20 protein-coding genes are annotated in these 25,271 nt (G+C 60.7%); 8 read left to right on the top strand and 12 right to left on the bottom strand.

What is annotated here, in order from left to right; genetic code table 11:
• Positions 1-15: 15 nt before the first annotated feature.
• The 3 genes from B5D61_RS10715 to B5D61_RS10705 all read left to right on the top strand — a co-directional run bounded on the left by B5D61_RS10715 (position 16) and on the right by B5D61_RS10705 (position 3,068).
• Complete coding sequence (locus B5D61_RS10715; protein WP_078813385.1) at positions 16-1,023, top strand: M28 family peptidase; 1,008 nt, start codon at positions 16-18, stop codon at positions 1,021-1,023.
• Positions 1,024-1,438: 415 nt separating this feature from the next.
• Positions 1,439-2,647 carry a glycogen synthase gene (glgA, locus tag B5D61_RS10710; protein WP_078813384.1) on the top strand — a complete coding sequence of 403 codons (1,209 nt, stop codon included), beginning with the start codon at positions 1,439-1,441 and terminating at the stop codon, positions 2,645-2,647.
• 40 nt (positions 2,648-2,687) lie between these two features.
• On the top strand, positions 2,688-3,068 hold the full coding sequence (locus tag B5D61_RS10705; RefSeq protein ID WP_078813383.1) for a RidA family protein: 381 nt from the start codon (positions 2,688-2,690) through the stop codon (positions 3,066-3,068).
• A 123-nt stretch (positions 3,069-3,191) separates the two neighbouring features.
• On the opposite strand, the gene B5D61_RS10700 is transcribed toward B5D61_RS10705, so the two are convergent.
• Positions 3,192-4,526: a hypothetical protein gene (locus B5D61_RS10700; protein WP_139373193.1), complete on the bottom strand. Its 1,335-nt coding sequence runs from the start codon at positions 4,524-4,526 to the stop codon at positions 3,192-3,194.
• Positions 4,527-4,719: 193 nt separating this feature from the next.
• Here B5D61_RS10700 and B5D61_RS10695 point away from each other — a divergent pair, with 193 nt between their 5' ends.
• The 3 genes from B5D61_RS10695 to B5D61_RS10685 all read left to right on the top strand — a co-directional run bounded on the left by B5D61_RS10695 (position 4,720) and on the right by B5D61_RS10685 (position 9,791).
• The gene (locus tag B5D61_RS10695) at positions 4,720-7,167 is read left to right on the top strand and encodes an Amuc_1098 family type IV pilus outer membrane protein (protein WP_078813381.1); all 2,448 of its coding nucleotides are present in this window, start codon (positions 4,720-4,722) and stop codon (positions 7,165-7,167) included.
• Between the two features lie 60 nt (positions 7,168-7,227).
• Positions 7,228-8,793: a sulfatase-like hydrolase/transferase gene (locus B5D61_RS10690; protein WP_078813380.1), complete on the top strand. Its 1,566-nt coding sequence runs from the start codon at positions 7,228-7,230 to the stop codon at positions 8,791-8,793.
• A 338-nt stretch (positions 8,794-9,131) separates the two neighbouring features.
• The gene (locus tag B5D61_RS10685) at positions 9,132-9,791 is read left to right on the top strand and encodes a transposase (RefSeq protein ID WP_078813379.1); all 660 of its coding nucleotides are present in this window, start codon (positions 9,132-9,134) and stop codon (positions 9,789-9,791) included.
• A gap of 390 nt (positions 9,792-10,181) precedes the next feature.
• Here B5D61_RS10685 and rpsF read toward each other — a convergent pair whose 3' ends face one another.
• The 4 genes from rpsF to B5D61_RS10660 all read right to left on the bottom strand — a co-directional run bounded on the left by rpsF (position 10,182) and on the right by B5D61_RS10660 (position 12,756).
• Positions 10,182-10,466, bottom strand: coding sequence for a 30S ribosomal protein S6 (gene rpsF / locus B5D61_RS10675; protein WP_078813377.1), 285 nt, complete (start codon positions 10,464-10,466; stop codon positions 10,182-10,184).
• Positions 10,467-10,486: 20 nt separating this feature from the next.
• Complete coding sequence (gene pth, locus B5D61_RS10670; RefSeq protein ID WP_139373192.1) at positions 10,487-11,071, bottom strand: aminoacyl-tRNA hydrolase; 585 nt, start codon at positions 11,069-11,071, stop codon at positions 10,487-10,489.
• Between the two features lie 75 nt (positions 11,072-11,146).
• Positions 11,147-11,758, bottom strand: a complete 612-nt coding sequence (locus tag B5D61_RS10665; protein WP_078813375.1) for a 50S ribosomal protein L25 — start codon at positions 11,756-11,758, stop codon at positions 11,147-11,149.
• A 65-nt stretch (positions 11,759-11,823) separates the two neighbouring features.
• A complete protein-coding gene (locus tag B5D61_RS10660) occupies positions 11,824-12,756 on the bottom strand; it encodes a ribose-phosphate diphosphokinase (RefSeq protein ID WP_078813374.1) in 933 nt (310 codons plus the stop codon).
• Positions 12,757-12,892: 136 nt separating this feature from the next.
• Between B5D61_RS10660 and B5D61_RS10655 the strand changes: the two genes are divergently transcribed.
• The gene (locus B5D61_RS10655; protein ID WP_078813373.1) at positions 12,893-13,969 is read left to right on the top strand and encodes a Gfo/Idh/MocA family protein; all 1,077 of its coding nucleotides are present in this window, start codon (positions 12,893-12,895) and stop codon (positions 13,967-13,969) included.
• A 53-nt stretch (positions 13,970-14,022) separates the two neighbouring features.
• Here the strand turns inward: B5D61_RS10655 and B5D61_RS10650 are convergent, their stop codons facing one another.
• The 4 genes from B5D61_RS10650 to B5D61_RS10635 form a co-directional block, all read right to left on the bottom strand.
• Entirely contained in the window at positions 14,023-15,345 is a 1,323-nt protein-coding gene (locus B5D61_RS10650; protein WP_078813372.1) for a homoserine dehydrogenase, read from the bottom strand.
• Positions 15,346-15,737: 392 nt separating this feature from the next.
• Positions 15,738-16,226: a transcriptional regulator NrdR gene (nrdR, locus tag B5D61_RS10645; protein WP_078813371.1), complete on the bottom strand. Its 489-nt coding sequence runs from the start codon at positions 16,224-16,226 to the stop codon at positions 15,738-15,740.
• Positions 16,227-16,283: 57 nt separating this feature from the next.
• Entirely contained in the window at positions 16,284-17,057 is a 774-nt protein-coding gene (locus tag B5D61_RS10640) for a rhomboid family protein (RefSeq protein WP_078813370.1), read from the bottom strand.
• A 583-nt stretch (positions 17,058-17,640) separates the two neighbouring features.
• Positions 17,641-18,579, bottom strand: a complete 939-nt coding sequence (locus B5D61_RS10635; RefSeq protein ID WP_176159349.1) for an FAD:protein FMN transferase — start codon at positions 18,577-18,579, stop codon at positions 17,641-17,643.
• 82 nt (positions 18,580-18,661) lie between these two features.
• Between B5D61_RS10635 and B5D61_RS10630 the strand changes: the two genes are divergently transcribed.
• Positions 18,662-21,163 carry a serine/threonine-protein kinase gene (locus B5D61_RS10630; RefSeq protein ID WP_078813368.1) on the top strand — a complete coding sequence of 834 codons (2,502 nt, stop codon included), beginning with the start codon at positions 18,662-18,664 and terminating at the stop codon, positions 21,161-21,163.
• 82 nt (positions 21,164-21,245) lie between these two features.
• Here B5D61_RS10630 and serA read toward each other — a convergent pair whose 3' ends face one another.
• The 3 genes from serA to B5D61_RS10615 form a co-directional block, all read right to left on the bottom strand.
• Positions 21,246-22,856, bottom strand: coding sequence for a phosphoglycerate dehydrogenase (gene serA, locus B5D61_RS10625; RefSeq protein ID WP_078813367.1), 1,611 nt, complete (start codon positions 22,854-22,856; stop codon positions 21,246-21,248).
• Positions 22,857-23,086: 230 nt separating this feature from the next.
• Complete coding sequence (locus tag B5D61_RS10620; RefSeq protein WP_078813366.1) at positions 23,087-23,836, bottom strand: hypothetical protein; 750 nt, start codon at positions 23,834-23,836, stop codon at positions 23,087-23,089.
• 105 nt (positions 23,837-23,941) lie between these two features.
• Positions 23,942-25,198, bottom strand: coding sequence for a PQQ-binding-like beta-propeller repeat protein (locus tag B5D61_RS10615; protein WP_078813365.1), 1,257 nt, complete (start codon positions 25,196-25,198; stop codon positions 23,942-23,944).
• Positions 25,199-25,271 lie beyond the last annotated feature (73 nt).

The following is a 25,271-nucleotide window of genomic DNA, read 5'->3' as shown; positions in this document are numbered from 1 at the left end:
CAGTTACGGTGACACATGGCAGTGCCCAACCTCACCACCATTCTCAAGCGAATTCTGAAGCAGCCGACGGCTCCTTTCCACGAATACTATGTCCGTGCCGAAATTGAAGCGCTGCTGAAAGGCTGCCCTCATGTCAAAACCAAGCGTGACAAATACGGCAACCTGATCGCCACCTATAAGAATGGGAAGAGCAAGAGCCAACCCACCTGGGTGCTCGGAGCTCACATGGATCACCCCGCCTTCGTGCGTGTGCCCGGCAGCAAGGGCAAAGACGATTTCGAATTTCTGGGCGGCGTGCCCAAGCCTGAAGTGGAAGCCGGTGTGAAACGCGGCCTCCGTGGCAAACCCAAAGGTGACATCGCCACCTGGGTCTTCCCCGTGAACATCACCGAAGAAAAGATCGAAGCCACCGCCTGTGATGACCTCGTCGGCTGCGCCGTCATCGTCGCCACCTTCTGGGAGCTGGCCGCCCTGAATCTCAGCACCACCTTCCACGCCGTCTTCACCCGCGCGGAGGAAGTCGGTTTCCTCGGAGCCTGGCACATCGGTCAGAAATGGCCCTTCGGTGCCGATGACGTTTTCCTTTCCATCGAGACGAGCCGCCCTGTCAATGGTGCCGCCATGGGCCGTGGCCCCGTCGTCCGTGTCGGAGATCGCCTCTCCGTCTTCGATAGCGAAGGCGTGGCCATCCTGATGACCACCGCCAAGGAACAAGGCATCCGTGTGCAGCGCGCTCTGCTGGATGCCGGAGCCTGTGAAGCCACCGCCATGCAGGCCGCAGGCCATCGCAGCGTCGGCATCTCCGTCCCTCTGGGCAACTACCATAACCTGGACGACGCCACCAAAAAGATCGCTCCCGAGTTCGTCATGCAGAGTGATGTGCGTGACCTCATCAACCTGCTCAAAGCCCTCGTCGCCACCAAGCACGACGGCATCGGCGAACGCAGCATCCGCGAGCGTGTGGAGATGCGCACCGAGGAGTATGCCGCCCACCTCAAAGCAGCGGCCAAGCACTTTAAGTGATCATCCGTGATGCGGTCACTCCTGGCCGCAACCGAAGTCCCGTGATGCGGTCACTCCTGGCCGCAACCGAAGTCCCGTGGTGCGGCCGCTCCTGGCCGCAACCGAAGTCCCGTGATGCGGTCTCTCCTGGCCGCAACCGAAGTCCCGTGATGCGGTCACTCCTGGCCGCAACCGAAGTCCCGTGATGCGGTCACTCCTGGCCGCAACTGAAGTCCTGGCGACGATCTTGCGAGCAAAAGTCTTCGCCAAGGTCGTCTCCCCGTTTCTCAACCAGAGGGAGCCAAATCTCCCTTGAACTGCGGCCAGGAGTGGCCGCATCACTTGTTGTGACACACTCACTCCACGGACGAAAACCGTTTAAACAGCACTGCCGCTTGCGTCATGCGGGCAGACTACGCTAGAGAACGGATCGTCCATGAAATCGCTTTTCCTCACGAACGAATACCCGCCGCACATCTATGGGGGCGCCGGGGTGCATGTTGAATACCTGACCCGAGAACTGGCGAAGCTGATGGAGGTGGAGGTGCGCTGCTTTGGCGACCAAGAAGACAACGCCCCCAACCTCACGGTGCATGGAGCAGGCCTGAATACCGAAGGCTGGACCAGCCCGGCCAATCTGAAATCTGTCTTTGGCGCCCTGCAGCGCTGCCTGGATTTCAACACTCGCAACGTCGATGCCCAGGTGGTGCACCTGCACACGTGGTACTCCCACTTCGGCGGCATTTTAGCCAAGCTGAACTACGGCGTGCCCATGGTGCTGACCGTTCACTCCCTGGAGCCGCTCCGCCCTTGGAAGCGCGAGCAGCTCGGCGGAGGTTATGACTTCACCGTCTGGCTGGAAAAGACCGCGCTGGAGATGGCGGACGCCATCATCGCGGTTTCAGAAGAGACCAAGTTTGACTTGCTGCGCCTTTTCAAACTGGACCCGCATAAGATCCACGTCATTCACAACGGCATTGATCCGCAGGAATACCAGAAGGTGGAAGCGCCCGAGGTGCTGCGTAAACATGGGGTGAATCCAGATCTCCCGTATGTGCTCTTCGTCGGGCGCATCACACGGCAGAAGGGCATCATCCATCTGGTCCGTGCCATCGAGAAGATGAATCCGGGCTATCAGGTGGTGCTCTGCGCGGGTGCTCCGGATACGCCTGAGATCGCCGCCGAAATGCAGGCGGCCGTGACCGCCGCCCAGATGAAGCGCGAAGGCATCGTCTGGATCCAGGCCATGCTGCCGCTGGCGGAAAAGATCGCCATGTATTCCCATGCCGAGGTCTTCTGCTGCCCCTCCATCTATGAACCCTTTGGCATCATCAATCTGGAAGCCATGGCCTGCGAAACTGCCGTGGTGGCCAGCGCCGTGGGTGGCATCAAGGAGGTGGTCGTCCATGAAGAAACCGGCCTGCTCGTGCCGCTGGATCAGCAGCATGAGAGCCCCTTCGAAGCCCTCGATCCCCAGCGTTTCGCCGGTGACCTCGCCGAGAGCATCAATACCCTGATGGCCGACCCCGAAAAACGTCGTCGCATGGCGGTGGCAGGGCGGAAGCGTGCCGTGGATCGGTTTAGCTGGACCAGCATCGCCGAGCGCACCAAGGCCCTCTACGAGACGCTGATCAAAAAGGACTGATCTCCCCTTCCCTTCCTCTTTTTCCCCAACCTCCCTCTCCATGGAACTCATCAACAACGCTCCTGAAGTGCCGGCCGCCGTCGGCCCTTACTCCCAGGCCGTCCGCTCCAACGGCTTCCTCTTCTGCTCCGGCCAGATCCCGATCAACCCTGCCACGGGCAAGATCGACGCCACCGATGTGGAAGGTCAAACACAGCAAGTCCTGGCCAATATCAAGGCCCTCCTTGCCAGCCAAGGTCTGGACCTCACCCGCGTGGTGAAGGCCACCGTCTTCCTGCAAAGCATGGCCGATTTCCCCAAGGTGAATCCGCTTTATGATGCCGCTTTCAGTGGGCATAAACCCGCCCGATCCACCGTGGCCGTGGCCGGACTGCCGCTGGGGGCCCTGGTCGAGATCGAAGTGATCGTCGAGCTGCCGTAAGCAGCCACAGCCCAACCATCGATTCATCAAAAGAAATGACCGCGAAAGCGGTCATTTTTTGTTAGGCACCTGAACGACGTGGGCAGCCACCCGCTCGATCAAACCTCGCGACAACCTAACCAACTATTCATTGGAGGGAATGGAGACCTCGGGATTCTTCCGGCGGAAGCCCTGGATGTGACCGTCACCTTTGTAGAGGTAGATCTTCTTCACATCGTCGATCTTCATGAGCACCCACGGGGAGAGCAGATTGCGCCCGTTCTTGGTATAGACGATGCCATCGGCCAGGTGAACACAGGAGTGGAAGGCATCCCCAGTGGTATCGCTGAGGAAGAACAGCACGTCGCCATACTTATAAGGCGGTTCCACCGGCTCGAAGTTCTCCAACACGGCGCTGGTGGCCAAGCGGGAGTCCAGCAGGTATTCATGCGGATCGTAGTTGAAGAAATTGAGTGAGGTCCAGTGGCAGTCAGGCAGCATCCCATGCTTGGCCAGATCCAGACCTGGATAGGTATACATGAGCTTACGCACTAGGCTGGGCAGCAGGTGGGAGAGCGGCAGAGCCTCCACGCCATCGGTATCGATGATGGATTGCACGAGCGGCTCGATGTCCTTGCGGCGCAGGCCCATGCCCAGCGTCCAGTAGTTCACCAGCTCCTCGACATTGGTGTTGTGATCCACCTCCACCTTGATCATCAGCGAGCGGGTGCGGGTGAAGGACTTGAACAAAGTGCGGGCCTCGGAGTCCGACTGCGCATAGTTGAGCAAAGCGGAGATGTCACTGAAGGCGATGGTATCCCCACGCTTGTAGGAGAGCTGCTCGATCTTCGCGATGAGTTCCGGCCGCAGTTTGCTGGTGCGATACCATTCCTTCACCGTCTGGCCGACGATGAGCACCGGGTCCACGCAAAATTCGTTAGGGGGGTACTTAGACAGCTCTGTGTAAATGATGGCGCGTGACTCTGGCGTGATCGCTTCCAGGTCCGGCTGCGGTGGGAAGATGTGAGCGAAGCCGTTCTCCTTCACCATCTGGTTTTCATCCATCAGTACATTGATGAAGGCCTGAGAGAGACCAGCTTTCTGGAAAAGCGCCGGTAGCGTCGGCAGGCTTTCCTCGGAAAAGGTCCAGCGCGGGCGGGAATTGGGCAGCGGAAAGTTATCCACCAGAGACTTGGGCGCCTCCAGGTAGATGTAGGAGCAGCGCAGCTTCCCCCACGGGCCGGGGCTCGCGTAAAAAATATTCGGGTTCTGGCTGGTCGGAGTGGAACTATGCGGAGCGCCCGAAGAAGCGCCGAGGACGCCATTGTCCTTCGTCAGAAGTTGACGTAGATCACTCAGGTCCGTGATCTGCGCGGAGACCTGTGCAAAGCACAGCGCCATCAGGCTACCTGCCAAGCCCAAACGACTGAGAAAGCGTGAGGGCAACGACGAAGAAAAAACTTCACAATGTAAAGACATGATTGGCAGGACTTCTCAAACTGACGGATTTTTTAAAGGTTGCATCTTCTTTGAAAAAGAATCTCTCGAAGTGTTTAGTCAGACGGAGAATTTTCTTCACAACGTGCCAAAGATGCGATCCTCAGAGAAAAAGCTTGGGCTGAATGGAAAAAATTGATATTGCTCGCCTTTTCGTCCCTGCCCGAATCCCCGAATGTCACGCCCGAACCTACGCTCCGCCCGCCGCTCCGCCGTGCACACGGCTGTATTCAGTCTGGCCTTGGCTGGCAGCTTACCTCTGGCCCCTCTTGCTGTCCGGGCTGGAGAGGCTTCCTCAGGTTTGGCGGATAAAGAATTTCAGCGCCGGAATGCCGTCATCGCTGCGCAGCAGGCCCGCCTCACTGAGGCTGAGGTACTGGTGGAAAAAGGCGACACCGCCGCTGCCCTGGCCATCTACGAAACCGCTTTCACCACCCTGCCGGATACCCCTCAAGCTCAGGAACTGCGCATCATCGCGCTGGAGGGCTACCTGCGTCTAGGCCTGCGCCGTGCCACGGAGCTGGCAGAAGTGGGGGACTATGAAGGTGCCAAGGCCATCTTGGATAAACTGGACCAGCCTCAGGTGGCACCCGGAGATCGCCGCATCGCCTTGCTGCGCAAGCGCCTGGCGGATCCAGATCGCTTCCCCCCAGCGCTCACCCCTGAGCATGTGGCCAAGGTCAATCAGGTGAAGAAACTGCTCATCCTGGCGAATTCCCAGCGTGAAACCGGGCAGTATGATCAGGCCCTGCACACCTATGAAGATGTGATCCGCCTGGACGCCTACAACTCCGCCGCCCGTCGTGGGATGGAGCTGACGGAAAAGGAACGTGCGCACTACTTTGCCGCTGCCAAGGATCATACCCGCAGCAAGATGCTCAATGAGGTGGACGGTGCCTGGGAACAGAAACTGCCTCCCCAAAAAATGGATGTCTCCGGCCTCTTTGGCAGTGCCTCATCCACCGCCATCCAGGGTGGGCGTGAGGCCATCCAGGAAAAACTCCGCACCCTACGCATCTCCCAGATCGACTTCAGTGGGGCCGCCCTCAACGAGGTCATGGAATATCTGCGCGTGCGTTCACGGGATCTCGATCCAACGGGCAAGGGCGTGGACTTCGTCTTCAGTCAGTCTTCCGACGTCTCGACCCCGCTCATCTCCCTCAACCTGAGAGATGTACCCATTGAGGAAGTGCTGCGCTATGTCACCAAGATCGCTGGTTTGACCTACCGCGTGGAAGACTATGCCGTCCGGCTGCTCTCTGCCACCCAAGACTCTGAAACGCTCATCTCCAAATCCTACCGAGTGCCGCCGGACTTCATCTCCAGCGCCCCCGTGGGAGATGCCGCTGCCACTGCCAGTGCGGATCCCTTTGCCAACACCTCTACCGCTGCCCCATCAGGCCTAGTCACACGCCGTCTCGGTGCCCAAGAATTTCTACAGAGCTATGGCGTCACCTTCGGTGAAGGCACCAGTGCCAGCTACAGCGCGGCGACCAACACGCTGATCGTCCGCAATACCACGCGCAATATCGAGCTTGTCGATCAGTTGGTGGAACAGGCTCAAAGCCGCTCCCCCAAGCAAGTCGTCGTGGAAGTGCGCCTTCTCGAAGTGAGCGACAACAGGCTGAACGAGCTGGGCTTCGATTGGTTACTCGGAGCCAATCGGTCCCAGAATGTGGAATTTGCCGGAGGCAGCACAGGCAATGCTCAAGACAGCAACTACCTCGCGAGTGATTTCCCGAATCGGGACATCACAGCATTGGGCAACAACCCCATTGGCCAGAATCCGATCACGGCTGGCCTGCGTTCTTCCGGTGATTTGGGGTTGGCGGGCATTGATGGTGTCCTTTTCGGCGGCACCAGTTCTCAGGTCTCCTCGCGGACACCGGGCATTCTTTCGGTCACAGGGGTCATGACCGACCCCCAGTTCCAAGGTGTCTTGCGGGCCTTGGACCAAAAAAAGGGCGTCGATCTCACAGCCCAACCGAGCGTGGTCACACGCAGTGGCCAGAAAGCCACGGTCGAAATCGCACGTGAACTGATCTATCCGACGGAATTCGATCCTCCACAGATCCCCACCAGCGTTGGCAACAACAACTTGGTCGATGCGGTCACGGGCAATCCCGTGCCCTTGCCCCTGCCCCCCGCCGTGATCACCCCCAGCACTCCCACCGCCTTTGAGACACGTAAGACGGGGGTCATCCTGGAAGTGGAACCGGTGATCTCTGACGATGGTCGCACGGTGGATCTGGCCATCACGCCTGACTTCACGGAATTTCTGGGCTTTGTGAACTATGGCTCGCCCATCCGCTCCATTTACGAAGGTTTCTTCTTTGAGCTGACCCCTAACCTCATCTTCCAGCCCATCTTTGAGAGCAAAAAGGTGATCACGGCGGTGAAGGTCTGGGATGGCGCCACCATCGCGCTCGGCGGTCTGGTCACGGATCGCGAGATCATCATCCAGGATAAGGTGCCACTCGTGGGTGATCTGCCGGTCGTCGGTCGCTTGTTCAAGAGTGACGTGAAGCAGCGTGTCACCAAGAACATCGTCTTCTTCGTGACGGTGCGTGTGGTGGACCCCTCCGGTGCTCGCATCAATAACGCCAGCGTCAGCGCTCACTGATCGATCTCTTGGATCTGATCACAGCGTGAGAGTTTAGCCCGTGACCTGCGTTTAGAGCGCATGTCGCGCCGCCGTTGCTCCCACGCCCTCTCTCTGTTCGTTCTGTTGACCACCGTCTGGGGGGTGAGCCTCCCGTCTCCGGCGGCTTCGACACCGCCTAACATCTTATTCATCTTCACGGATGATCACTCCTACAAGACGCTGTCTTGTTACCCCGAGGCGCTGCCCGGCGTGAAGACCCCGGCCATGGATGAGGTGGCCGCCCATGGCGTCCGCTTCAGTCATGCCTACATGGGCGCCTGGTGCATGCCTTCACGCGCCACCATGCTCACCGGCAGGCACCCGCACGGCATCGAGTCCATGCGCATGAGTGGCAAGTATCCAGGCAGTACCTATGATCCCCAGCAGACGCCGTTTTTCCCCGCCGTCTTCCGCCAGCACGGGTATCACACCGCCCACATTGGCAAATGGCACACCGGCACAGACTCGGGTTATGGCCGTGACTGGGATTACCAAATCGTCTGGAACCGCCCCAAGTATCCCGAGAACGCCGGCAACTACTACACCGACCAGATCCTGGAGATCAATGGCGTGAAGGCCGACGCGCCGAACCCCGATTACTCCACCGACAACTACACCCGCTGGGCCGCCGACTACATCCGCGGGAAGCATCGTGAGGCGGGCAAACCCTGGTACCTCTGGCTCTGCTACGGCGGCGTCCATGGCCCCACCACCCCGGCGGATCGTCATAAGGGCCTGCATAAAAACGACCCCGTCACCATCCCAGCGGACATCCTGCCTCCGCGTGAGGGTAAGCCGGAGTATCTGAACCAAACCCAAGCCTGGAAGAAGGCGAAGGATGGCCGCATCGTCCCGCTCAAGAGTGGCGAAACCTTTGGCGACAATGCCAAGAAAGCCCGCCCCTATGAAGACCACATCCACCAGCTCAATGACTGCGCGCAGTCTCTGGATGAGGGCGTGGCCGAGGTGATGAAAGCCCTCAAGGAAAGCGGCCAGCTCGAGAACACCCTCGTGGTGCTCACCGCCGATCAGGGTTTCGCCACCGGCGAGCATGGCCTGCGCACCAAGCTGGCCCCTTACGACGCCGCCTACCGCAGCCCGCTCATCATCTCCATGCCCGGCACCCTGCCGGAGGGGAAAGCCTGCACCAAGCCCGTGAATGGCACCGACCTCGTGGCCACCTTCTGCGCCTTCTCCGGCATCCGCCTCCCCTGGGAGGTGCACGGGCGCGATCTCACCCCCCTGCTGAAAGACCCCGAAGGTGCTGCCTGGCCCTACCCCTGCTTCTTTGAAGCCACGGGCGACCACTTCGGCCACGACGTGACGAAGGTGGTGACGGAAGATCCCCAGAACGCCGCGCATCACCACGTGCCCTGGTATGCCGCCCTCAATGACGGCCACTACAAATACGTGCGCTACCTCACCCCTGGAGAAACCGAGGAGCTCTACGACCTCCAGGCCGACCCCGAAGAACTCACCAACCTGGCGGATGCCCCCGCGCACCGGGCCACCCTGGAAAAACTACGTGCCACCGCCGTGGCCGAACTCCAGCGCACCCGCGCCGGTTATGCCGATCACCTCCCTGCGACCAAGCAGATGAAGTGAGGCCCCGCGTCAGTGGATGAGGGACGGATGAGTGGATCCATGGATCAGTGGATGCGCAGGCGGCATCAAAGTGGTCCGCACACTCCATGTGCGGGTTACCGCGTCGAAGGCCGAGTGGGGCCATGAAGTCTTCAGCCCTGCCGTGAAGAGATCTCTTGCCCTCAAGCTGCCCTCAAAAGACTCTTTGCCGCATCGAATGAGAGAAGTGGATTTTCCAAGACTGCCGTGCTGGGCTTTCCGCACACGGAGTGTGCGGGCCACTTTAAGGCCACTTGTCCGGGACGCCTGCAAAGATCATTTCTATCAGGCCCAAAGGCTGCTAGGGATTTAGCTTGGCCATGGCGTTCACCTTCTTTCAGCCCACTCGCCGGGTCACGGTCACTCAGGGCGATTTACCGCATTGGGATCAGGAAGGGGCCACCTACTTTATCACTTGGCGGTTAGCTGACTCCATTCCTGCCTCGCTCTGGAAACAATGGATGGGTGAACGCCGAGCTTGGCTACTGCGTCACAGGATTGATCCCGCCCGGCCCGATTGGAAGGAGCAGATGGACGCCCTTCCTGAAACGGCACGACAGGACTTTCGACGTTTCACGAGGTCGTTGGAGCATGTCCTGGATTCCGGTCACGGAGCCTGCGTTTTAAAACAGCCCCCTCTGGCCGCGATCGTGGCGGAGACTCTGCACTTCCAGGCCGGCTCGCGTTATGTGCTGGGAGATTATGTGATCATGCCGAACCACGTGCATCTCATCGTCGGAGGCCTGGCTCGACAAACGATGCTGAACCAGGTGAGGACGTGGAAACGGTGGTCAGCCACCCAGATCAATCAAGCTTTGAAACAGCGCGGACGTCTTTGGCAAGATGAGAGCTTTGACCATGTGGTGAGGCATGAGGCCTCCTTTCAAAAACTGCGGCAATACATCGCAGATAACCCCAAAAAAGCGGGACTCAAGCCGGGCGAGTATCTGCATCATGCTTGGCAAGGCCCCCAGGAGTAAAGCAAGCTGGCCCATGATTTTTCCTTCAAAGTCGTCCGCACACTCCGAGTATGGGTTACCGCGTCGAAGGCCGAGTGGGGCCACAGGGTCTTCAACCCTGCCGTGAAGAGAGACCTCCCCCCAGCTTCACCCCAAAAGGCTCTTTGCCGGATCTGATGAGAGAAGTGGATTTTCCAGGACTGCCGCGCTGGGCTTTCCGCACACGGAGTGTGCGGGCCACTTTAAGCAAGGCCACCAGTCTAGCGCTTGCGCATCCAACCACCCCCAACTCCCAAAAGCAAAAGACCCCACTTGTGAGCAAACACAAGTGGGGTCAAAAAGGTGGATGAATCTGAGCCAAACCCGCAAGTCAGGTCGGGTCGGCATCAGGCTCGGCCTGCTCGCCGGGGATTAGCGGCGGAGGTAGTATTGCTGATAGACGCTGTCGTTCAGCTTCAGCTTGGCGCGGATGGCTTCCAGAGCGGTGCTGTCAGCTTCGATCTGGTAGTTCACGAAGTAACCGCTCTCCACGTGGCGAGGGTTGTAGGGGAACTTACGCTTACCCATGTGGTCGATCTGCTCCAGCTTCACGCCGGAAGCTTCCATGTCACGGCCGATGCCGCTGACGAGTTGTTCGACGGTTTCTTCTTTCCCCTTCATGTCGAGGACGATCATGGCTTCGTATTTGCGCTTCATCGGTGTTGTCTGATTGAGGTTTACGGTTGTTCTTCTTTACGGTTGAAAAGGTTCATCGCGGCTTCCACGCCGGTTTCACAGGCGGAGCGGACGGCATCTGTAGCACGCTTGATCATGATCGCCACCTCGGTGCGCTCTTCTTCGCGAAATTTTCCGAGCACATGACCGGCGAGGCGGTCACCGGCCGGGCGGCCGGAGGGGGTGGAGATACCTAACTTTAAGCGTGGAAAGGCGTCTGAACCGAGATTGCGAATGAGGGACTTCAGGCCATTGTGCCCGCCGGCGGAGCCTGCCAGTCTCATGCGCAGGCGACCGAGGGGGAGATCGACATCATCGTAGATGACGAGGAGCTCTTGCACCGTGGTTTTGTAAAACTGACTCACGGCTTGGACGCTGCGCCCGCTGTCATTCATGTAGGTCGTGGGCTTCAGCAGGACAGCACCGGGGATCTTGGCGATCCATCCATGCCAGCGCTTTTCCTCCGTAAAGGTTGCCCCGGAAAGTCGCGCCAGCTCATCCACCACCATAAAGCCGATGTTGTGACGGGTGTCGCGGTATTCGATTCCGGGGTTGCCGAGTCCGACGATGAGTCTGGGTTTTACCACACCGCCTGAAGCGCTAGAGCTTGATACGTCACTAGACACCGCAGGCGGCAGGGGGAGTCAGACTCCGGACAGGGGTTACTTCTTGCCTTTCTTAGCGTCAGCGGCAGGAGCAGCAGGGGCTTCTTCCACCACCTTAGGCTCTTCGCACATGACGAGGACGACGTCGGCAGCCAGCTTGGCGGAGACACCTTCAGGAAGCTTCACTTCACCGACGTGGATGCCTTTGCCAGCCTGGAGCTCGGAGATGTCCACTTCGATGGCCTCAGGGAGATCCTTCGGAAGGCAGCGCACTTCCAGCGTGTGGTGGATGGACTCGATCAGGCCACCAGCCTTAGCTCCTGGGGACTCACCGACGAGGTGCAGAGGCACCTGAGCGTGGATTTCTTCATCCATGGCCACCGCGTGGAAGTCCACGTGCAGGATGCCACCGCGCAGATGGTCGTGCTGCACTTCCTGGACGAGAGCGAGCTGCTCGTTGGAGTCGATCTTCAGGCTGACGAGGATGTTGTCAGAAGCGCTGGTTTCCAAGATCTTGGTGAAGGTCTTGGCGTCCACTTGGACGTTGGTCGGGGCGACCTTGCGGCCATAGACCACCGCAGGGATGGAACCAGCCTTACGCAGGCGGCTGACGGCGCCAGTGCCTTCACTGGTGCGGGGCTGGGCGATGATGTCGAGGATTTTAGCCATGTCCGTAAGGTTCTTCTGAACAGTAAGTTAGTGGAGAAAAGGGCAGCGAGGATACACGGCTCTTTTCAGATGTCAAAGAGAGATGTGACGGACTCGTTGTCGTGAATGCGGCGGATGGCCTGGGCCAGCAGCGGGGCGATGTCCAGTGTGGTCACTTTTTCACCGCAGGCTTGGGGGGTGCTGTTGGTGGAGAAAAGCTCGCGGATGGGGGATTTCAGGATGCGGCTTTTTCCCTTATCCCCCAGCACCGCGTGGGAGACTCCGGCGTAAATGGCCTTGGCGCCATGCTTCAGCAGCAGGTCCGCGGCGGCGGTGAGGGTGCCGGCGGTTTCGGTGAGGTCATCCACCAGAAGGACGTTTTTATCTTTCACGTCGCCGATGACGTTCAGAGCTTCCACTTCCTCGGCACTGACGCGGTTTTTCGCCACGATGGCCATGGGGGCTTTCAGAGCCTTGGCATAGGCATGGGTCATTTTGATGCCGCCGACATCGGGAGAAACCACGACGAGATCTTCGATGCCACGCTCCTTGATGGCCTTCATCAGCACGGGGCCGGCATAGAGATGATCCACCGGGATGTCGAAGAAGCCCTGGATCTGACCGGCGTGGAGATCCACGGTGAGCACGCGGTTCACGCCGCTGGCCACCAGGAGGTTGGCCACCAGCTTGGCGGTGATGGGCACGCGTGGGCGGTCTTTGCGGTCCTGGCGGGCGTAGCCAAAGAAAGGCAGCACGGCGGTGATGCGGGCGGCACTGGCACGGCGGACGGCATCCACCATGATCAGCAGCTCCATCAGATTTTGGTTCGTGGGCGGACAGGTGGGCTGGACGATGAAGAGATCGCCCCCGCGGATGTTTTCGTGAATCTGGACGAAGGTTTCACCATCCGGGAAGGTGGTGAGGGTGGCTTCACAGAGCTTCGTGCCCAGATTTTCACAGATCGAGCGCGCGAGTTCCGGGTGGGCTGAGCCGCTCAGGATTTTCAAATTGTCCGTCATGCGGCGCGGAACTAGACGTGATGCGGCGGGAAATCAACTGCCGTTGACAAACACCTGTCACTTGACACGGCATTCTGCCCCCCTGCTCCGCCCTTTTTCGCTTCCCGGTCGCTGGAGTTTCTGCTTTTCTCACAGCATGCCGCTGACCCGCCGCCACCTGCTCCACACCGCCGCCACCTCCCTCGCTGCCACGGCGCTGCCCAGCTGGGCGGCAGAAACCAAGAGCCCACTGCGCTGCGGGCAGATCGGCACCGGCCACGCCCATGCCGCCGGGAAGATGGAGGCCATGCGTAAACTGACGAATCTTTGGGAAGTCGTGGGCCTGGCGGCGGAGGCGAATGATGCGGGTGAAACCGCCGCCGATGCCCAAAAGGCCCCCTATGCAGGCCTGAAGCTGATGCCGGAGGCCGATCTCCTGGCCAGCCCCGATCTCAAGGTCATCGCCGTCGAGACCCGCATTGAAAACTCCTGCGCCACCGCCCTGCGCTGCCTTCAGGCCGGGAAGCACATCCATCTGGATAAACCTGGCGCGCTGGAGCATGCGGAGTTCAAGACCATGCGCCAACTGGCCGAGCAGCGCGGCCTCACCGTGCAGATGGGCTACATGCTGCGCTACAATCCCGCCTTCGAGCTACTCTTCCAGGCGGTGCAAGAAGGCTGGCTGGGAGAGATCACCGAGATCGATGCCGCCATGGGAAAACTCGCGGACAAGAGCACCCGCGGCCAGATCGGCAAACTGGCAGGCGGCGGCATGTTTGAGCTGGCCTGCCACGTCATGGATGCCGTGGTCACACTGTTGGGTAGGCCACAGAGCGTGCAGTCCTTTTCCACCCCCACGCAAAAGGATGGCGTGCAGGACAATCAACTGGCCGTGCTGGCCTACCCACGCGCCACCGCCACCATCCGCTGCAACCACGCCGACCCCTTCGGCGGTCCCCGCCGTCGGTTCAATGTTACCGGCACCGAGGGCACCTTCGAGATCGTGCCGCTGGAGTCGGGGAAAGTGAATCTCTCCCTCACCCGCGCCCGAGGCAGCTACAAGAAAGGCACGCAGACGATCCAACTCACCGTGCCCAAGGGCCGTTACGATCGCGAGTTCATGGACCTGGCCCAAGTCGTCCGTGGCGAGAAAGCCCTCGCCTGGGATGCCACCCATGACATCACGGTGCATGAGACCGTGCTGAAGGCCGCCGGGGTGAGGAAGGAAGCGTGAGCTGCTTCACTGGCCTAACCACAGACATTTCTTGGAGAGGGCTACCGCAGTCGTTAACCCTGGAGCGTCTCTACACGCATCCAGCTCGGCTCACCGCGGACGCAGGCGAGGGCCTTGAGCGCGCTCAGAGCCTGGAGCATATCGCCGAGGCGGGCGTCGTGCAGCATGAGCACGAGGCTGGTGCTGCCGCTGGTATCCTCCAGATCTTCCGGCTGGATGACGGAGGAGATGCCGATGTGGCGCTCGGCCAGCACGGTGGAAACCTGAGCCAGCACCCCGGGCACATCGTCCACGGTCAGGCGCAGGTAATAGTGAGAGACGGTGTCCTCGATCGGCTTGCTCTTGCCATACAGCCCGTGCGGGACGAAGCCGCTGTGGCGCGCGCCATAGACGAGGACGGCGGCGGCTTCGCAAAGGTCGCTGATGACGCTGCTGCTGGTGGGGTCCTGACCGGCACCACGACCATAGAAGAGGGTTTCACCGACGATGTCACCACTGACGAGCACGGCATTGAAGCTGCCGCTGACGCTGGCCAGCACGTGAGACAGCGGCACCAGAGTCGGCTGGGTGCGCACCTCCACGAGGCCCTGCTCATCGGCACGGATCACGGAGAGCAGCTTGATGGTGTAACCCAGGCGCTTGGCAAACTTAAGGTCCACCGCTTGGATCTTATCCACGCCTTCCACATGCACATGGCTGGCGGGGATCCAGAAACCGTAGCTGAGGGAGGCCAGGATGATGGCCTTGTGGGCGGCATCCCAGCCGCTGACATCCAGGGTGGGGTCGGCCTCGGCATAGCCTTTTTCCTGGGCTTCAGCCAGGGCGGTCTGATAGTCGAGCCCAGCCTGGGACATCCGGGTGAGGATGTAGTTGCAGGTGCCGTTGATGATGCCGTGGATGGACAGGATGCGGTTCCCCACCAGGCCTTCCTGCAGCACCTGGATGATCGGGATGCCCCCGGCCACAGCGGCCTCGAAGTAGATCGGCACGCCGCAGGTCTCCGCCAGGGCAAAGAGCTCCTGCCCACGCTCGGCCAGCAGGGCTTTGTTCCCCGTGACGACGATTTTTTTCGCGCGCAGCGCGGCGCAGACGAGGTCGTAAGCTGTGGTCGTGCCGCCGATCAGTTCCACCACCACCTGGATGTTGGCCTCCTCCACGAGATCTTGCCAGCGGGTGGAGAGCATGGCTTCAGGCACCTCCACATCCCGGGGACGGTTGAGATCGCGCACCACCACCTTTTCCACGCGGATGTCAGCGCTGGTGCGCTGGCGGATGAGATCGCGGTTTTGCTCCAGGTTTTTAAAGACCCCAGCCCCGACGTTTCCCAATCCTGCAAGGCCAACGTGAATGGTGCGGGGAGGTGTAGGGACGGACATGGGCGTAAAAAGGGGAGAAAATGGAAAAACGGGCCGCTAGAAATGCACGGGGATGCCGTGAGGGCAAGGAAGAGTCGTGGGCGGGAAGCCATCCGCTGGAGTTTGGAGTCCTTGAAAAGAAGGTCGGCCGGATGTGTTGAGCGCGAACCGTTCACGTTTACTTTTTTATTCTGGTGCCCAACGATCCGGCTCAGGCGAGGTGGGATCGAGGCAACGCCCTGCATGAGATCGCTCGCTATCCTATGTCTCCTAGAGGAGGCATGATGGTTCGATGATGCCCAAGAACTAACGCACCCCCAAGCAGCCGGACAATCCGGCGTCACAGACTTTTGGGTTAGCAGGCCCTACCTCGCCGGACACCTCCGGCCTACGTTTCTCTACGCCAACGCCGTTCAGTGAAACAGCTCTTCCTGGCTGCTATCGCGTGAGCGGCGGCTGTCCAGAGACTTGATCTCGTCGATGAACTCACCCACGTCCTCGAACTGCCGGTAAACCGAGGCATAGCGGACGTAGGCCACGTGGTCGATGGCCTCCAGCCCGCGCATCACCTTGGCCCCGATGACGGTGGAGGGGATCTCGCGGTAGCCTTCTTCCTCCAACTCGTTGGCGATGTCGTCGGCCAGTTGCTCGATCTGTTCCATCTTCACCGGCCGTTTTTCACAGGCCTTGCGCAGACCGGAGAGCAGCTTCTCACGGTCAAAGTTCTGACGCGCGCCATTGCGCTTCACCACACGCAGTTCTTCCCGCTCCACGATTTCATAGGTGGTGAAGCGAAAACCGCACTTCATGCACTCCCGACGACGACGAATGGCGTGACCCTCCCGTGCCTCACGGGAGTCGATCACCTTATCTTGAGAGCTACTGCATTTGGGACAGCGCATGGGTGGAGTCTCTAAGATGCCATTGGGCGGGAAGTTGGCAAGGACCGGATTTTTCCGTTACTTCCCCTTCCGGCAGGATGAACAAATTTCGTCCCCTGCTTCAGTGACGCGGAAATTCAGGGTGGGATCATCCACCTCGGTTTTCCCACAGATTTTGCATTGATGGAAGTAAGCGGCGGCCTGGTGAGACTGCTCGAATTGGGCTCTCCGGCTGGCCACACGGGCCGACTGCACCTGCCCGCGGATGTAACGAGGCCCGAAGGTGACGGCGTAGTTCAGCAGGGCAAAAAAGACGGGAATCAGGAAAGCGGGACTGGAAATGACCGATAGACCCAGCATCACCGCCGTGAAGAGCGCGATCCATTTGATCTTCACCGGCAGGATGAAAAAAAGCAGGATTTCCTCATTCGGGTAGATCGTGGCAAAGGCAAACAAGGCCGTGAGGTAAAACCACATGGCATTGGCTTGATACCCAAAGATCAGGGCACCGATGGCCAGAGAAATCATACCGCCGAAGACATAGAGGTTCACTCGGAAGGAGCCCCAGGCCTCATCCAAGCCGCGCCCTAGCCACATCATGAACATGGCCCCGATGATGGCAAAAATGAGGCTGCTGCTGGGGATGAAGATGTAGGTGATGAGCCGCCACACTTGGCCCTGAAGCACAAGCTCCGGCTGCAGCATCAGGAAGTCCTCATACGGCTGCCGGGCATCCGGCGAGAGGAACATGAAAATGAGCAGGGTGAAAAGCTGGAGAATGGCGATTGCCTGGATGAGCCCAGGAATGGCAAAGCGGCCCAATCGGGATTCGAGTCGGTCAATCAGTGGCATGTGAAGATGAGCATACGTTTAGCACTGCCTCCCGGAATGCGAAGTCGGATTTATCGAGTTCGGAGGACACCCCCTCGATGGAAGACATCCCTTGCTCAGACTTCACCAGCCCCTCTCATAAACTCTTTGGCTTCTCAGGCACTCCCCAGGAGGAGAGTGGGGACTTTTTTCGTCAGGCGGGTATCAGAGGGCCTTGCGGTCCAAAGGACCGCCGGATTCAGCCCAGGCCGAAGCGAAGCAAGCCCTGGGTGGGTGGGAAGAGACCCACCTCTCAAAAGTCGCGGCCTGAAGGGTCGCGGGAGAGGGAATGGGAGGTGGAAACGTGCCGCCCGTTCCCGCGCTCCTTCAGAGCGCGACGTGGGTAAATCGACGGAGCTCGGGGTTTCCCAGGCCTTGCGGCCTGGGCTGAATCCAGCGGCCCTTCAGGCCGCGCTGAGGTCTGAGGCCCTCATGAAATGAGAGTATAGAAACAGGACTCTCACGCCCCCTCACCTCACTTTTCGCTTAGCGAAAGAGCTGAGGTGAGGAGAGAACTCGATCTTGCCCACGAATTTAACTCATGATTTCATCAGGTGGGTATTAGCTACTCCTCCTCCAGCCAGATCACCCGTAGACTGAGCCGCTGCGCCACTTCGCGCCCTTTTTCCGGTCCCAGCACCATCAGGGCCGTGGCGTAGCCATCCGCCAGGACCGCCCGAGGATGGATGACCGTGACGGACACCAGCCGATGCGTGATGGGCCGCCCCGTGCGTGGGTCGATGATGTGACTGTAGGTGTGCCCCTCCTTCTCATAACGGTGGCGGTAGCTGCCGCTGGTGGAGATGCAGGCATCGGTGAGAGGCAGCCTTTCCAGGGTGTTTCCAGGGATGCCGTCGGGCGATTGCAAACCCACCCGCCAGGGGCCTCCATCCGGCGCGTGACCACTGGCAAAGACCTCACCCCCGAGTTCGAGCAGAAAGTTTTGGAGGCCCTCCGCCCGCAGTCGGGCCACGAGTTCATCCAGGAGGAATCCCTCAGCCACAGCCGCCACATTCAGGCGCACCTCCGGTGCATCTTTTTTCAGGGCAGGAGGAGCCTCTCGCCAAGCGAGGTGACGCCAGCCCACGTGCTCCAGACCGGGTTTATCAGCTTGCTCCGGCTTCCCGCCAAATCCCCACGCCTCCACCTGGGGGCCGAGGGTCACATCCAACGCACCTTCGGTTTCTCGTGCCACCTCGTGAGCCACCTCGATGATCCGTACCAGTTCGAGCGGCACAGGCACCCAGTTCGTGCTCGTGCTCGCATTGAACTGCGAAAGAGGCGAGTCCGCTTTCCAGTGAGAAAACACCGCTTCTCGCTGGTCCAGATGGGTTTGAATCAACACTCGAAGGGCTTCATCGGCCCCCACCGCCTGCAGGCTCCAGGTCGTGCCCATGGTCTTGCCCTGAAGATTCGGAACCTCCTGCGGCCCGCATCCGACCAGTGCGAGGCTGAGACAGCCGATGCCTGCGAGACGGGCCAAGCAGGTGAAAAAGGCATTCATGCAGGTGAGATCGGGGGTAAAGATAGAGGTGAAGGAGCGCATCTTTGCAAGACAGCGTCCAGGATTCACGCATCTTTAGCGCATGTCAGACCTGCGGCCCAACAAGCTTACCGACGTCGAGTCTCTCGCGGGATTCTTTGACATCGCCCTGGCAGATGAGCTGCCGGAGGAAGTAAGTGCCCAGGAGACCGCGGGCATGATCATCGCCGGGCGATATTTGCTGAAATCCCTGCTGGGTGGCGGCGGTGCCGGGAATGTCTGGCTGGCGGAGCAGACCCAACCGGTGCGGCGGGAGGTGGCGGTGAAGATCATCCGCCCGGGCTTGGGCACCGGCGTGCTCTCAGGCCGCTTCATTCGTGAATATCAGGTGCTGGCGCGGCTGGAGCACCCGAACATCGCCGGCGTCTTCGATGCCGGGGAACTGCCGGATGGCCGCACCTACTTCGTCATGGAGATGGTGGCGGGGGATGCCATCACCACCTGGTGCCGCCAGCAGGAGACTCCGCTGCGAGCTCGCCTGGAGATCTTCGCCCAGGCCTGCTTCGCGGTGCAGCATGCGCATCAAAAGGGCATCCTGCATCGCGATCTGAAACCCTCCAATGTCATGGTGACCCTCTTGGATGGAAAGCCCGTGGTGAAGATCATCGACTTCGGCATCGCCAAGGCCCTAGCGGGGGATTTGCCCCCGACGCTGGACATGACCTTGAACGGGGTCGTCCTCGGCACCCCGCGCTACATGAGTCCCGAACAGGCCGGTTTGACCGGACAGGATGTGGATACCCGCACCGATGTCTATGCCCTGGGCGTGCTGCTTTATGAACTGCTCACCGGCACCACGCCGATCCAAGTGGCGGATGAAAAAAACGCCCCGCTGCCTGATCTGCTCCAGCAGGTGCGGCAGACCGAGATCGAGCTGCCCAGCCGCCGGGTCGCACGCCTCGACTCGACTCACCTTTTCCGGGCCAAAGAGCTGCGGGGCGAGCTCGACTGGATCGTGCTGAAAGCGCTGCAAAAAGACCGAGAGCAGCGCTACGCCCCTGCCCTGACGCTGGCGGAGGAGATCCACCGCTACCTCCGCGATGAGCCCGTGCTGGCCGGTCCACCGGGCACTGGCTACCAGGTGAAAAAATGGCTGACCCGACACCGCAGCACCGCCCTGAGTGCCGCCGCAGTGCTGGGTGCCCTGAGTGCCGGAGTGGCGACGACCTGGTGGGCACTGGAGCGGATGGAGCAGCAGCGGCTGGAGACGCAGCGCCTGCGCCTGGCTGAGCAAAACCAAGCGGAGCTGGCGGAGCAAGTCAGCGCCCAGCTCGGCGAACTCCTCGCCAGTGCCCGCAAGCACGTGGAGGCCGGAATGAACACCCAGGCTCTGCGCAGGCTGGCGGATGAGTGTGCGGCCAGCCTGTCCCGTTTTCGCAATCAACCGCGGACGGAACAGCGGCTGGTGGAGCAGCTCGCCCTGCTCTACACCGCCCTGCAGGAGCCAGGGCGGAGCTTACCCTGGTTTCAGCGGCAATGGGAGCTGACGGCCCAGTTGGAGGGCGAGAATTCCGAAGCTGCCCTGCTCTCCCTCTACAACATCGCGTGGCGAGCCACGGCCCAGAATCAGGCCGAGCGGGCCGTGCCCATGCTGAAGCAGGTCTTGGCAGGTTTTGAAAAACTGCCGGGAGGTCTGGAGGCGCGCCCCGTCCGCAGCCTGAGTGTCCGCCGAGAGTTAGCCCGCGCGCTCTCGCGGACCGGGCATCATGAAGAAGCCATTACGCTCATGGCATCCGTGGTCCGTCAAAAGAACTTTGTCCGCCCGGACGAGGCGGCCCTGTGGTTGCGTGATCAGGCTGAGATGCTCCGCCTCGGCGGTCGGCCCACCGAGTCGGCCACGGCTCTGCGGCAATCCCTGGCTCTGATCCCTGACGATGCCGCCCATTCCAGCCTCAGGGCCTACGTGCTGGCCAGTCTCGCCACGACCACCAGCCAACCCGCAGATCATGAATCAGCACTCGCTGCCTCATTGGCCAGATTGAAGCACCTGGAGACGGAAGTCGGCGCACGCGATCCCCGACTGCTCAATGCCCTGCTCAATCATGCGGTCCTGGCCTGCAAAGTCCCCGGCTGCCCCGGCGGGGAGGAAGCCGCACGGCGTGCGCTGAACATCGCTCAAAGTGCCGGGCATGAATCCCTCCTGGCCGATGCCTGGATCATGGTCAGCGAGACGCTGCGGGTGCAGAGGCGCATTCCAGAATCCGAAGACGCCATCCGCCAAGGACTGGCCGAGGCTGGGCCCGTGCAGACCGAGCCCTGGCGTGAGCTGGAGATGCATCGCCGTCTGGGCGACCTGCTGGCCGCCCGCCGAAACTTCGAGGAAGCCTGGGAAGAATACCAAATCGCCTTCAAAGACTGGCTTACCCACCCCGCAGCTGGTCGCCCGCCGGAGAAGGAGCGGCTGATCTTCACCAGCATCATCGCGTTTTGGGAGAAGCTGGCGAAGGTAGGATCTCCCATGGCCGACCCCACCCAACTTGAGGTTTGGCGAGCCCGCCTGCGCGAGTGGGAATGCCGCCGAGCCCCTGCGCACGTGATGAATTAAAGATCCATCGAGGGACAAAAAAGGCCGGGCGGTTCTGCGAAGAGAACCTACCCGGCCTGGAAGGAGGTCAGATCACGAGGTCTTAGACCACCACGCTGTGCACACGGCTGATGCCGTTGATGGCCTCCAGCTCAGCGATCACGGCGGTGCTCGGGGTGCTGTCCAGCGTGAGCAGGGTGAGGGCGGTGCCGCCTTCTTTGTTACGACTCAGGGACATGTCCGCGATGTTGATCTTGTGCTTGCCCAGGATGGTGCTGTAGGCGGCGATCATGCCGGGCTGGTCGATGTTTTCGATCAGCAGCAGGGTGCCTTCTGGACGAGTCTCGATGTGGCGGCCATTGACCTTCACGATGCGTGGCTCACCGGCGAAGAAGGTGCCGGCAATGCTGGCGGTCTCCGTGCCGTTGGTGGCGTGGACTTCGATGAGGTCGGTGAACTCGCTGGCGTCTGGCACGCGGCTTTCGCTGAAGCGTAGGCCCAGGCCTTCGGCCACACCGGTGGCGTTGATGTAGTTCACCTGCTCAGGGCCGACCGCACGCTCCAGGAAACCCTTGAGCACAGCTCGGGAAATGAGGGTGGTGTCTCCGGTGCCCACCTTGCCGCTGTAGCTGATGGTCACGCCGTTGGAGCGTGCCGGGGCGTATTGGGAAATCAGACGACCGAGGAGCTCGCCGAATTTCAGGAAGGGTCCCAGGTCGGCCAGGGTCTTCGGATCGACGTTCGGCATGTTCACCGCATTGACCACGGTGCCCTGAAGCAGGTGGGCCTTGATCACTTCCGCGATCTCGATGCCAACGTTTTCCTGGGCTTCTTCGGTGGAGGCACCGAGGTGGGGGGTGAAGACGGTGTTCGGGGCCTTCAGCAGCGGGTAGTCAGCCGGAGGCGGCTCGGTTTCGAAGACGTCCAGGGCTGCACCAGCGATGGTGCCATGGGTCAGAGCTTCCGCCAGGGCGGCGTCATCGATCAGACCGCCGCGAGCGCAGTTGATGATGCGGCAGCTTTTCTTCAGGGAAGCCAGGCGCTTGGCATTGATCATGTGCTTCGTCTCTGGGGTCAGAGGCATGTGCATCGTGATGTAGTCGGCCTGCACGATGGCGGAGTCGAGGTCTTCGCAAAGCTCCACGCCGAGGCTCTCGGCACGGTTTTTGGAAAGGTAAGGGTCATAGGCCACCACACGCATGCCAAAGGCCTTGGCGCGCTTGGCAAATTCGGCTCCGATGCGGCCCATGCCGAGCACCACGAGGGTCTTGCCATAGACTTCCGTGCCCTGGAAGCTCTTGCGGTCCCACTTGCCGTCCACAATCGTGGCGTGGGCCTGAGGGGTCTTGCGGGAAAGCGCCATCATGAGGGTGAAGGCCTGCTCAGCTGTGGAGATCGTATTACCGCCAGGGGTGTTCATGACAACGACGCCGCGCTTGCTGGCCACGGGGACGTCGATGTTATCCACGCCGACACCGGCACGACCGACCACTTTCAGGAGGGGGGCGGCATCCAGCACCTTGGCGGTCACCTTGGCACCGCTGCGGACGATGATGGCGTGGGCATCGCGGGAGGCCTCCACCATGGCGTCTTCCGCCTTCAGGTTCATGTTCACCTCGACGGAGAAGGACGGCTCCGCCTTGAGGAGATCGATACCTTTACTCGAGATGGGGTCGTTGTTACCGGCGATGAGAATCTTGAACTGCTGGGCCATAAGGGGCGCGCAGCTTAGGCGGCTTTGTGAGAGTCGCAAGTGTCAGGTGATCCCTTGTGCAGGAGTGGGGATGAATGGGGGGAAGCGCCCTTGACGTGGCTGTATCTTTGAGAGGGTATACTGGAAGCAGCTGGAGGCCTTAGAGACTCTGGCTGGTGAGTAGGCAGTGGAGCGTAGCTGCAACGAGTGCCCCCAAAAAGGCGCCTCTCTGAGCTATCCTCACAGGACCGCTATTCATCAGCGGCAGAGGCGTTCGGTTCAAGGCTTCCGGGGCCGTGTTCGGTGGTGAGTTCGACCTCCACTTGGTAAAGCCCTGCCGGATCGGCTTCATGCAGCAAGACCATCAGGGCTTCTCGGCGGATCATTTCACCGTTAGCATACCGCAGGGTGTGGGTGCCGCGGCGGGGTTGGCCGAAAGGGCCCCAGGAGCGGCCACCGCCTTGTTGGGTGACCCCCTCATGACCGTTCAAGGACTTTAACAGCGTCTGGGCTTGGGCGGCATTCAGCGTGTCAGATCGCTCAAATTCAAAGATCTCGGGCAGGTGCGGTTTGAGGTCATGGGCCTGCAGAGCCGAGTCCTGCACGTCAAATTCCTGGCGTTCCAGAATCACTTTCCCTTCCTCATCGGTGTTGAGAGTGACCAGCATGATTCCGTTGGTGCGGGTCTTTTCCGAGACATAGCTCAGCAGCCCGCTTTCCCCTGGAGCCAACCGCCAGACGGCTTTGCGGGTGACGGGCTTGGGGAGACGAGGCGGGGGCTGAGGTGCAGACTCGGCGGCGGGCTTTGCCCCCGCTGAGGGCGGAGACGGGAGGGTGGCCTGGGCGGACTCTAGGGATGAGGCGGGGGATGGTCGGGGTGGCTGGACGATCAGCCACAGAGCCCAGAGGACGGCTAGCACGAGGAAAGTCACCCCGAGGCTGGATCGACTCTGCGGCGCGGGATCCTCCCTGGAGATGATCGATTTCAGGAAATGACGCATGGTCTCAGGACGAAGCCTAACCGAAAGAGCGTGCCCGTGCCAAGCGATGAGTTGGCGGATGATCAGCGCATCGAAGCTGCCGACGTTGCCGTTTCCTCCACAGACTCACTTCCCGCTCACATCGAAGCTGAAGAGCAGCTCCTGATCCCGCAGGTAGAGGCGGCCGCCGCTGACCACGGGGTGGGTCCAGATCATGCCTTTAGGATTCCGCTGCGTGGTCTGAGGCTGGAGGGTGAAGCGGCCATGCTCCTGCCAGCCTTCGGGGGTGGCGGTGATGAGCACCACGGTGCCAGTTTTCTCCTCCAACAGATAGAGCATGCCATCGGCAGCATGGATGGCACCTTTACCCAGAGTTCGTTTTTCCACCCACTTCACCTCGCCGGTTTTGAAGTCCATGCAGGTCCAACCATTCTTTTCAGCGAAGCCGTAGAGGTGACCATTCACCAGCACGACACCGCCGTGATGGTTGCCCATCTCCAGGGTCTGATACAGTTCCTCGATGCTGTTATCCGCGCCGATCTTGAAGGACTTGCAGCCGACTCCATACCCGGCGGTGACGAAGACTTGGCCCTCGCTGAAAATCGGGGTGGGGATGACGGCGGTTTTACCCGGGAACTCGTTTTTCCACAGCAGTTCCCCATTGGCCGCATTCACGCCGGCCACACTCTGCATGGTGAGCTGGATGAGCTGGCGGGTGCCATGGTGATCCACTGGCACGATGGAGGAATACTGGGCGGGGTCCGTCCAGGTTGCGGAGCGCCAGGCGGGTGTGCCGGTCAGCTTATCAAAGGCCGCCAGCGTGCCCTGCGGTCCACCGGGGGTGACGATGACAAGGTTGCCCTCCACCAGCGGGCTTTCGCAGAACCCCCAGCCAGGGAGCTGCCCGCCCAGGCTCTCCATGGTGACGCGCCAGACTTCTTTACCATCGCTTTTGGTTAGGCAAACGAGCGTGCCTTTGCCGCCCATGGCATAGACATGGTCTCCATCCACCGTGGGGGTGCTGCGGGGGCCGTTGCCCCAGTTATTCGTCAGCAGCGCCCCGGCCTCAGCCGACCACTTTTCCTTCCCCGTGGCCACATCCACGGCGATGACATACTCCACGGCATCCCGTGCGCCCAGGGTGTAGAGGCTATCGCCCACGATGGCATAGCCGGAGTAGCCCAAGCCCACATCCTGATTCAGCCACACCTGCTTCGGCCCATTCTCGGGCCACTCTTTGAGCAGGCCAGACTCGCGAGAGATGTCCTGGCGGTCCGCTCCCCGGAAGCTGGGCCAGTCTGCCGCGAAGGTGGAGGTGAGAGAGGTGGTGAAACCAAAAGGCAGCGCCAGGGACAGGACGAGGGAAGTGGGAAAAGCTCTCATGATGAAAACAAAGAGAAGGCGCCGAGAATGCCTGGGCTAGAACGCCTGGGGGGATAAGACGTTGCTATTCAGC

The sequence above is a fragment of the Prosthecobacter debontii genome (assembly GCF_900167535.1).
Taxonomy (GTDB): Bacteria; Verrucomicrobiota; Verrucomicrobiia; order Verrucomicrobiales; family Verrucomicrobiaceae; genus Prosthecobacter; species Prosthecobacter debontii.
Note: the sequence above shows the minus strand (reverse complement) of the source record. Positions and strands in the feature narration are given on the sequence as shown.

What these genes read in the sequence shown, in the direction of transcription:
- B5D61_RS10715 (WP_078813385.1), top strand. Translation starts at nt 16, where the DNA reads ATGGCAGTGCCCAACCTCACCACCATTCTCAAGCGAATTCTGAAGCAG.
- glgA (WP_078813384.1), top strand. Translation starts at nt 1,439, where the DNA reads ATGAAATCGCTTTTCCTCACGAACGAATACCCGCCGCACATCTATGGG.
- B5D61_RS10705 (WP_078813383.1), top strand. Translation starts at nt 2,688, where the DNA reads ATGGAACTCATCAACAACGCTCCTGAAGTGCCGGCCGCCGTCGGCCCT.
- B5D61_RS10700 (WP_139373193.1), bottom strand. Translation starts at nt 4,526, where the DNA reads ATGTCTTTACATTGTGAAGTTTTTTCTTCGTCGTTGCCCTCACGCTTT.
- B5D61_RS10695 (WP_078813381.1), top strand. Translation starts at nt 4,720, where the DNA reads ATGTCACGCCCGAACCTACGCTCCGCCCGCCGCTCCGCCGTGCACACG.
- B5D61_RS10690 (WP_078813380.1), top strand. Translation starts at nt 7,228, where the DNA reads ATGTCGCGCCGCCGTTGCTCCCACGCCCTCTCTCTGTTCGTTCTGTTG.
- B5D61_RS10685 (WP_078813379.1), top strand. Translation starts at nt 9,132, where the DNA reads ATGGCGTTCACCTTCTTTCAGCCCACTCGCCGGGTCACGGTCACTCAG.
- rpsF (WP_078813377.1), bottom strand. Translation starts at nt 10,466, where the DNA reads ATGAAGCGCAAATACGAAGCCATGATCGTCCTCGACATGAAGGGGAAA.
- B5D61_RS10665 (WP_078813375.1), bottom strand. Translation starts at nt 11,758, where the DNA reads ATGGCTAAAATCCTCGACATCATCGCCCAGCCCCGCACCAGTGAAGGC.
- B5D61_RS10660 (WP_078813374.1), bottom strand. Translation starts at nt 12,756, where the DNA reads ATGACGGACAATTTGAAAATCCTGAGCGGCTCAGCCCACCCGGAACTC.
- B5D61_RS10655 (WP_078813373.1), top strand. Translation starts at nt 12,893, where the DNA reads ATGCCGCTGACCCGCCGCCACCTGCTCCACACCGCCGCCACCTCCCTC.
- B5D61_RS10650 (WP_078813372.1), bottom strand. Translation starts at nt 15,345, where the DNA reads ATGTCCGTCCCTACACCTCCCCGCACCATTCACGTTGGCCTTGCAGGA.
- nrdR (WP_078813371.1), bottom strand. Translation starts at nt 16,226, where the DNA reads ATGCGCTGTCCCAAATGCAGTAGCTCTCAAGATAAGGTGATCGACTCC.
- B5D61_RS10640 (WP_078813370.1), bottom strand. Translation starts at nt 17,057, where the DNA reads ATGCCACTGATTGACCGACTCGAATCCCGATTGGGCCGCTTTGCCATT.
- B5D61_RS10635 (WP_176159349.1), bottom strand. Translation starts at nt 18,579, where the DNA reads ATGAATGCCTTTTTCACCTGCTTGGCCCGTCTCGCAGGCATCGGCTGT.
- B5D61_RS10630 (WP_078813368.1), top strand. Translation starts at nt 18,662, where the DNA reads ATGTCAGACCTGCGGCCCAACAAGCTTACCGACGTCGAGTCTCTCGCG.
- serA (WP_078813367.1), bottom strand. Translation starts at nt 22,856, where the DNA reads ATGGCCCAGCAGTTCAAGATTCTCATCGCCGGTAACAACGACCCCATC.
- B5D61_RS10620 (WP_078813366.1), bottom strand. Translation starts at nt 23,836, where the DNA reads ATGCGTCATTTCCTGAAATCGATCATCTCCAGGGAGGATCCCGCGCCG.
- B5D61_RS10615 (WP_078813365.1), bottom strand. Translation starts at nt 25,198, where the DNA reads ATGAGAGCTTTTCCCACTTCCCTCGTCCTGTCCCTGGCGCTGCCTTTT.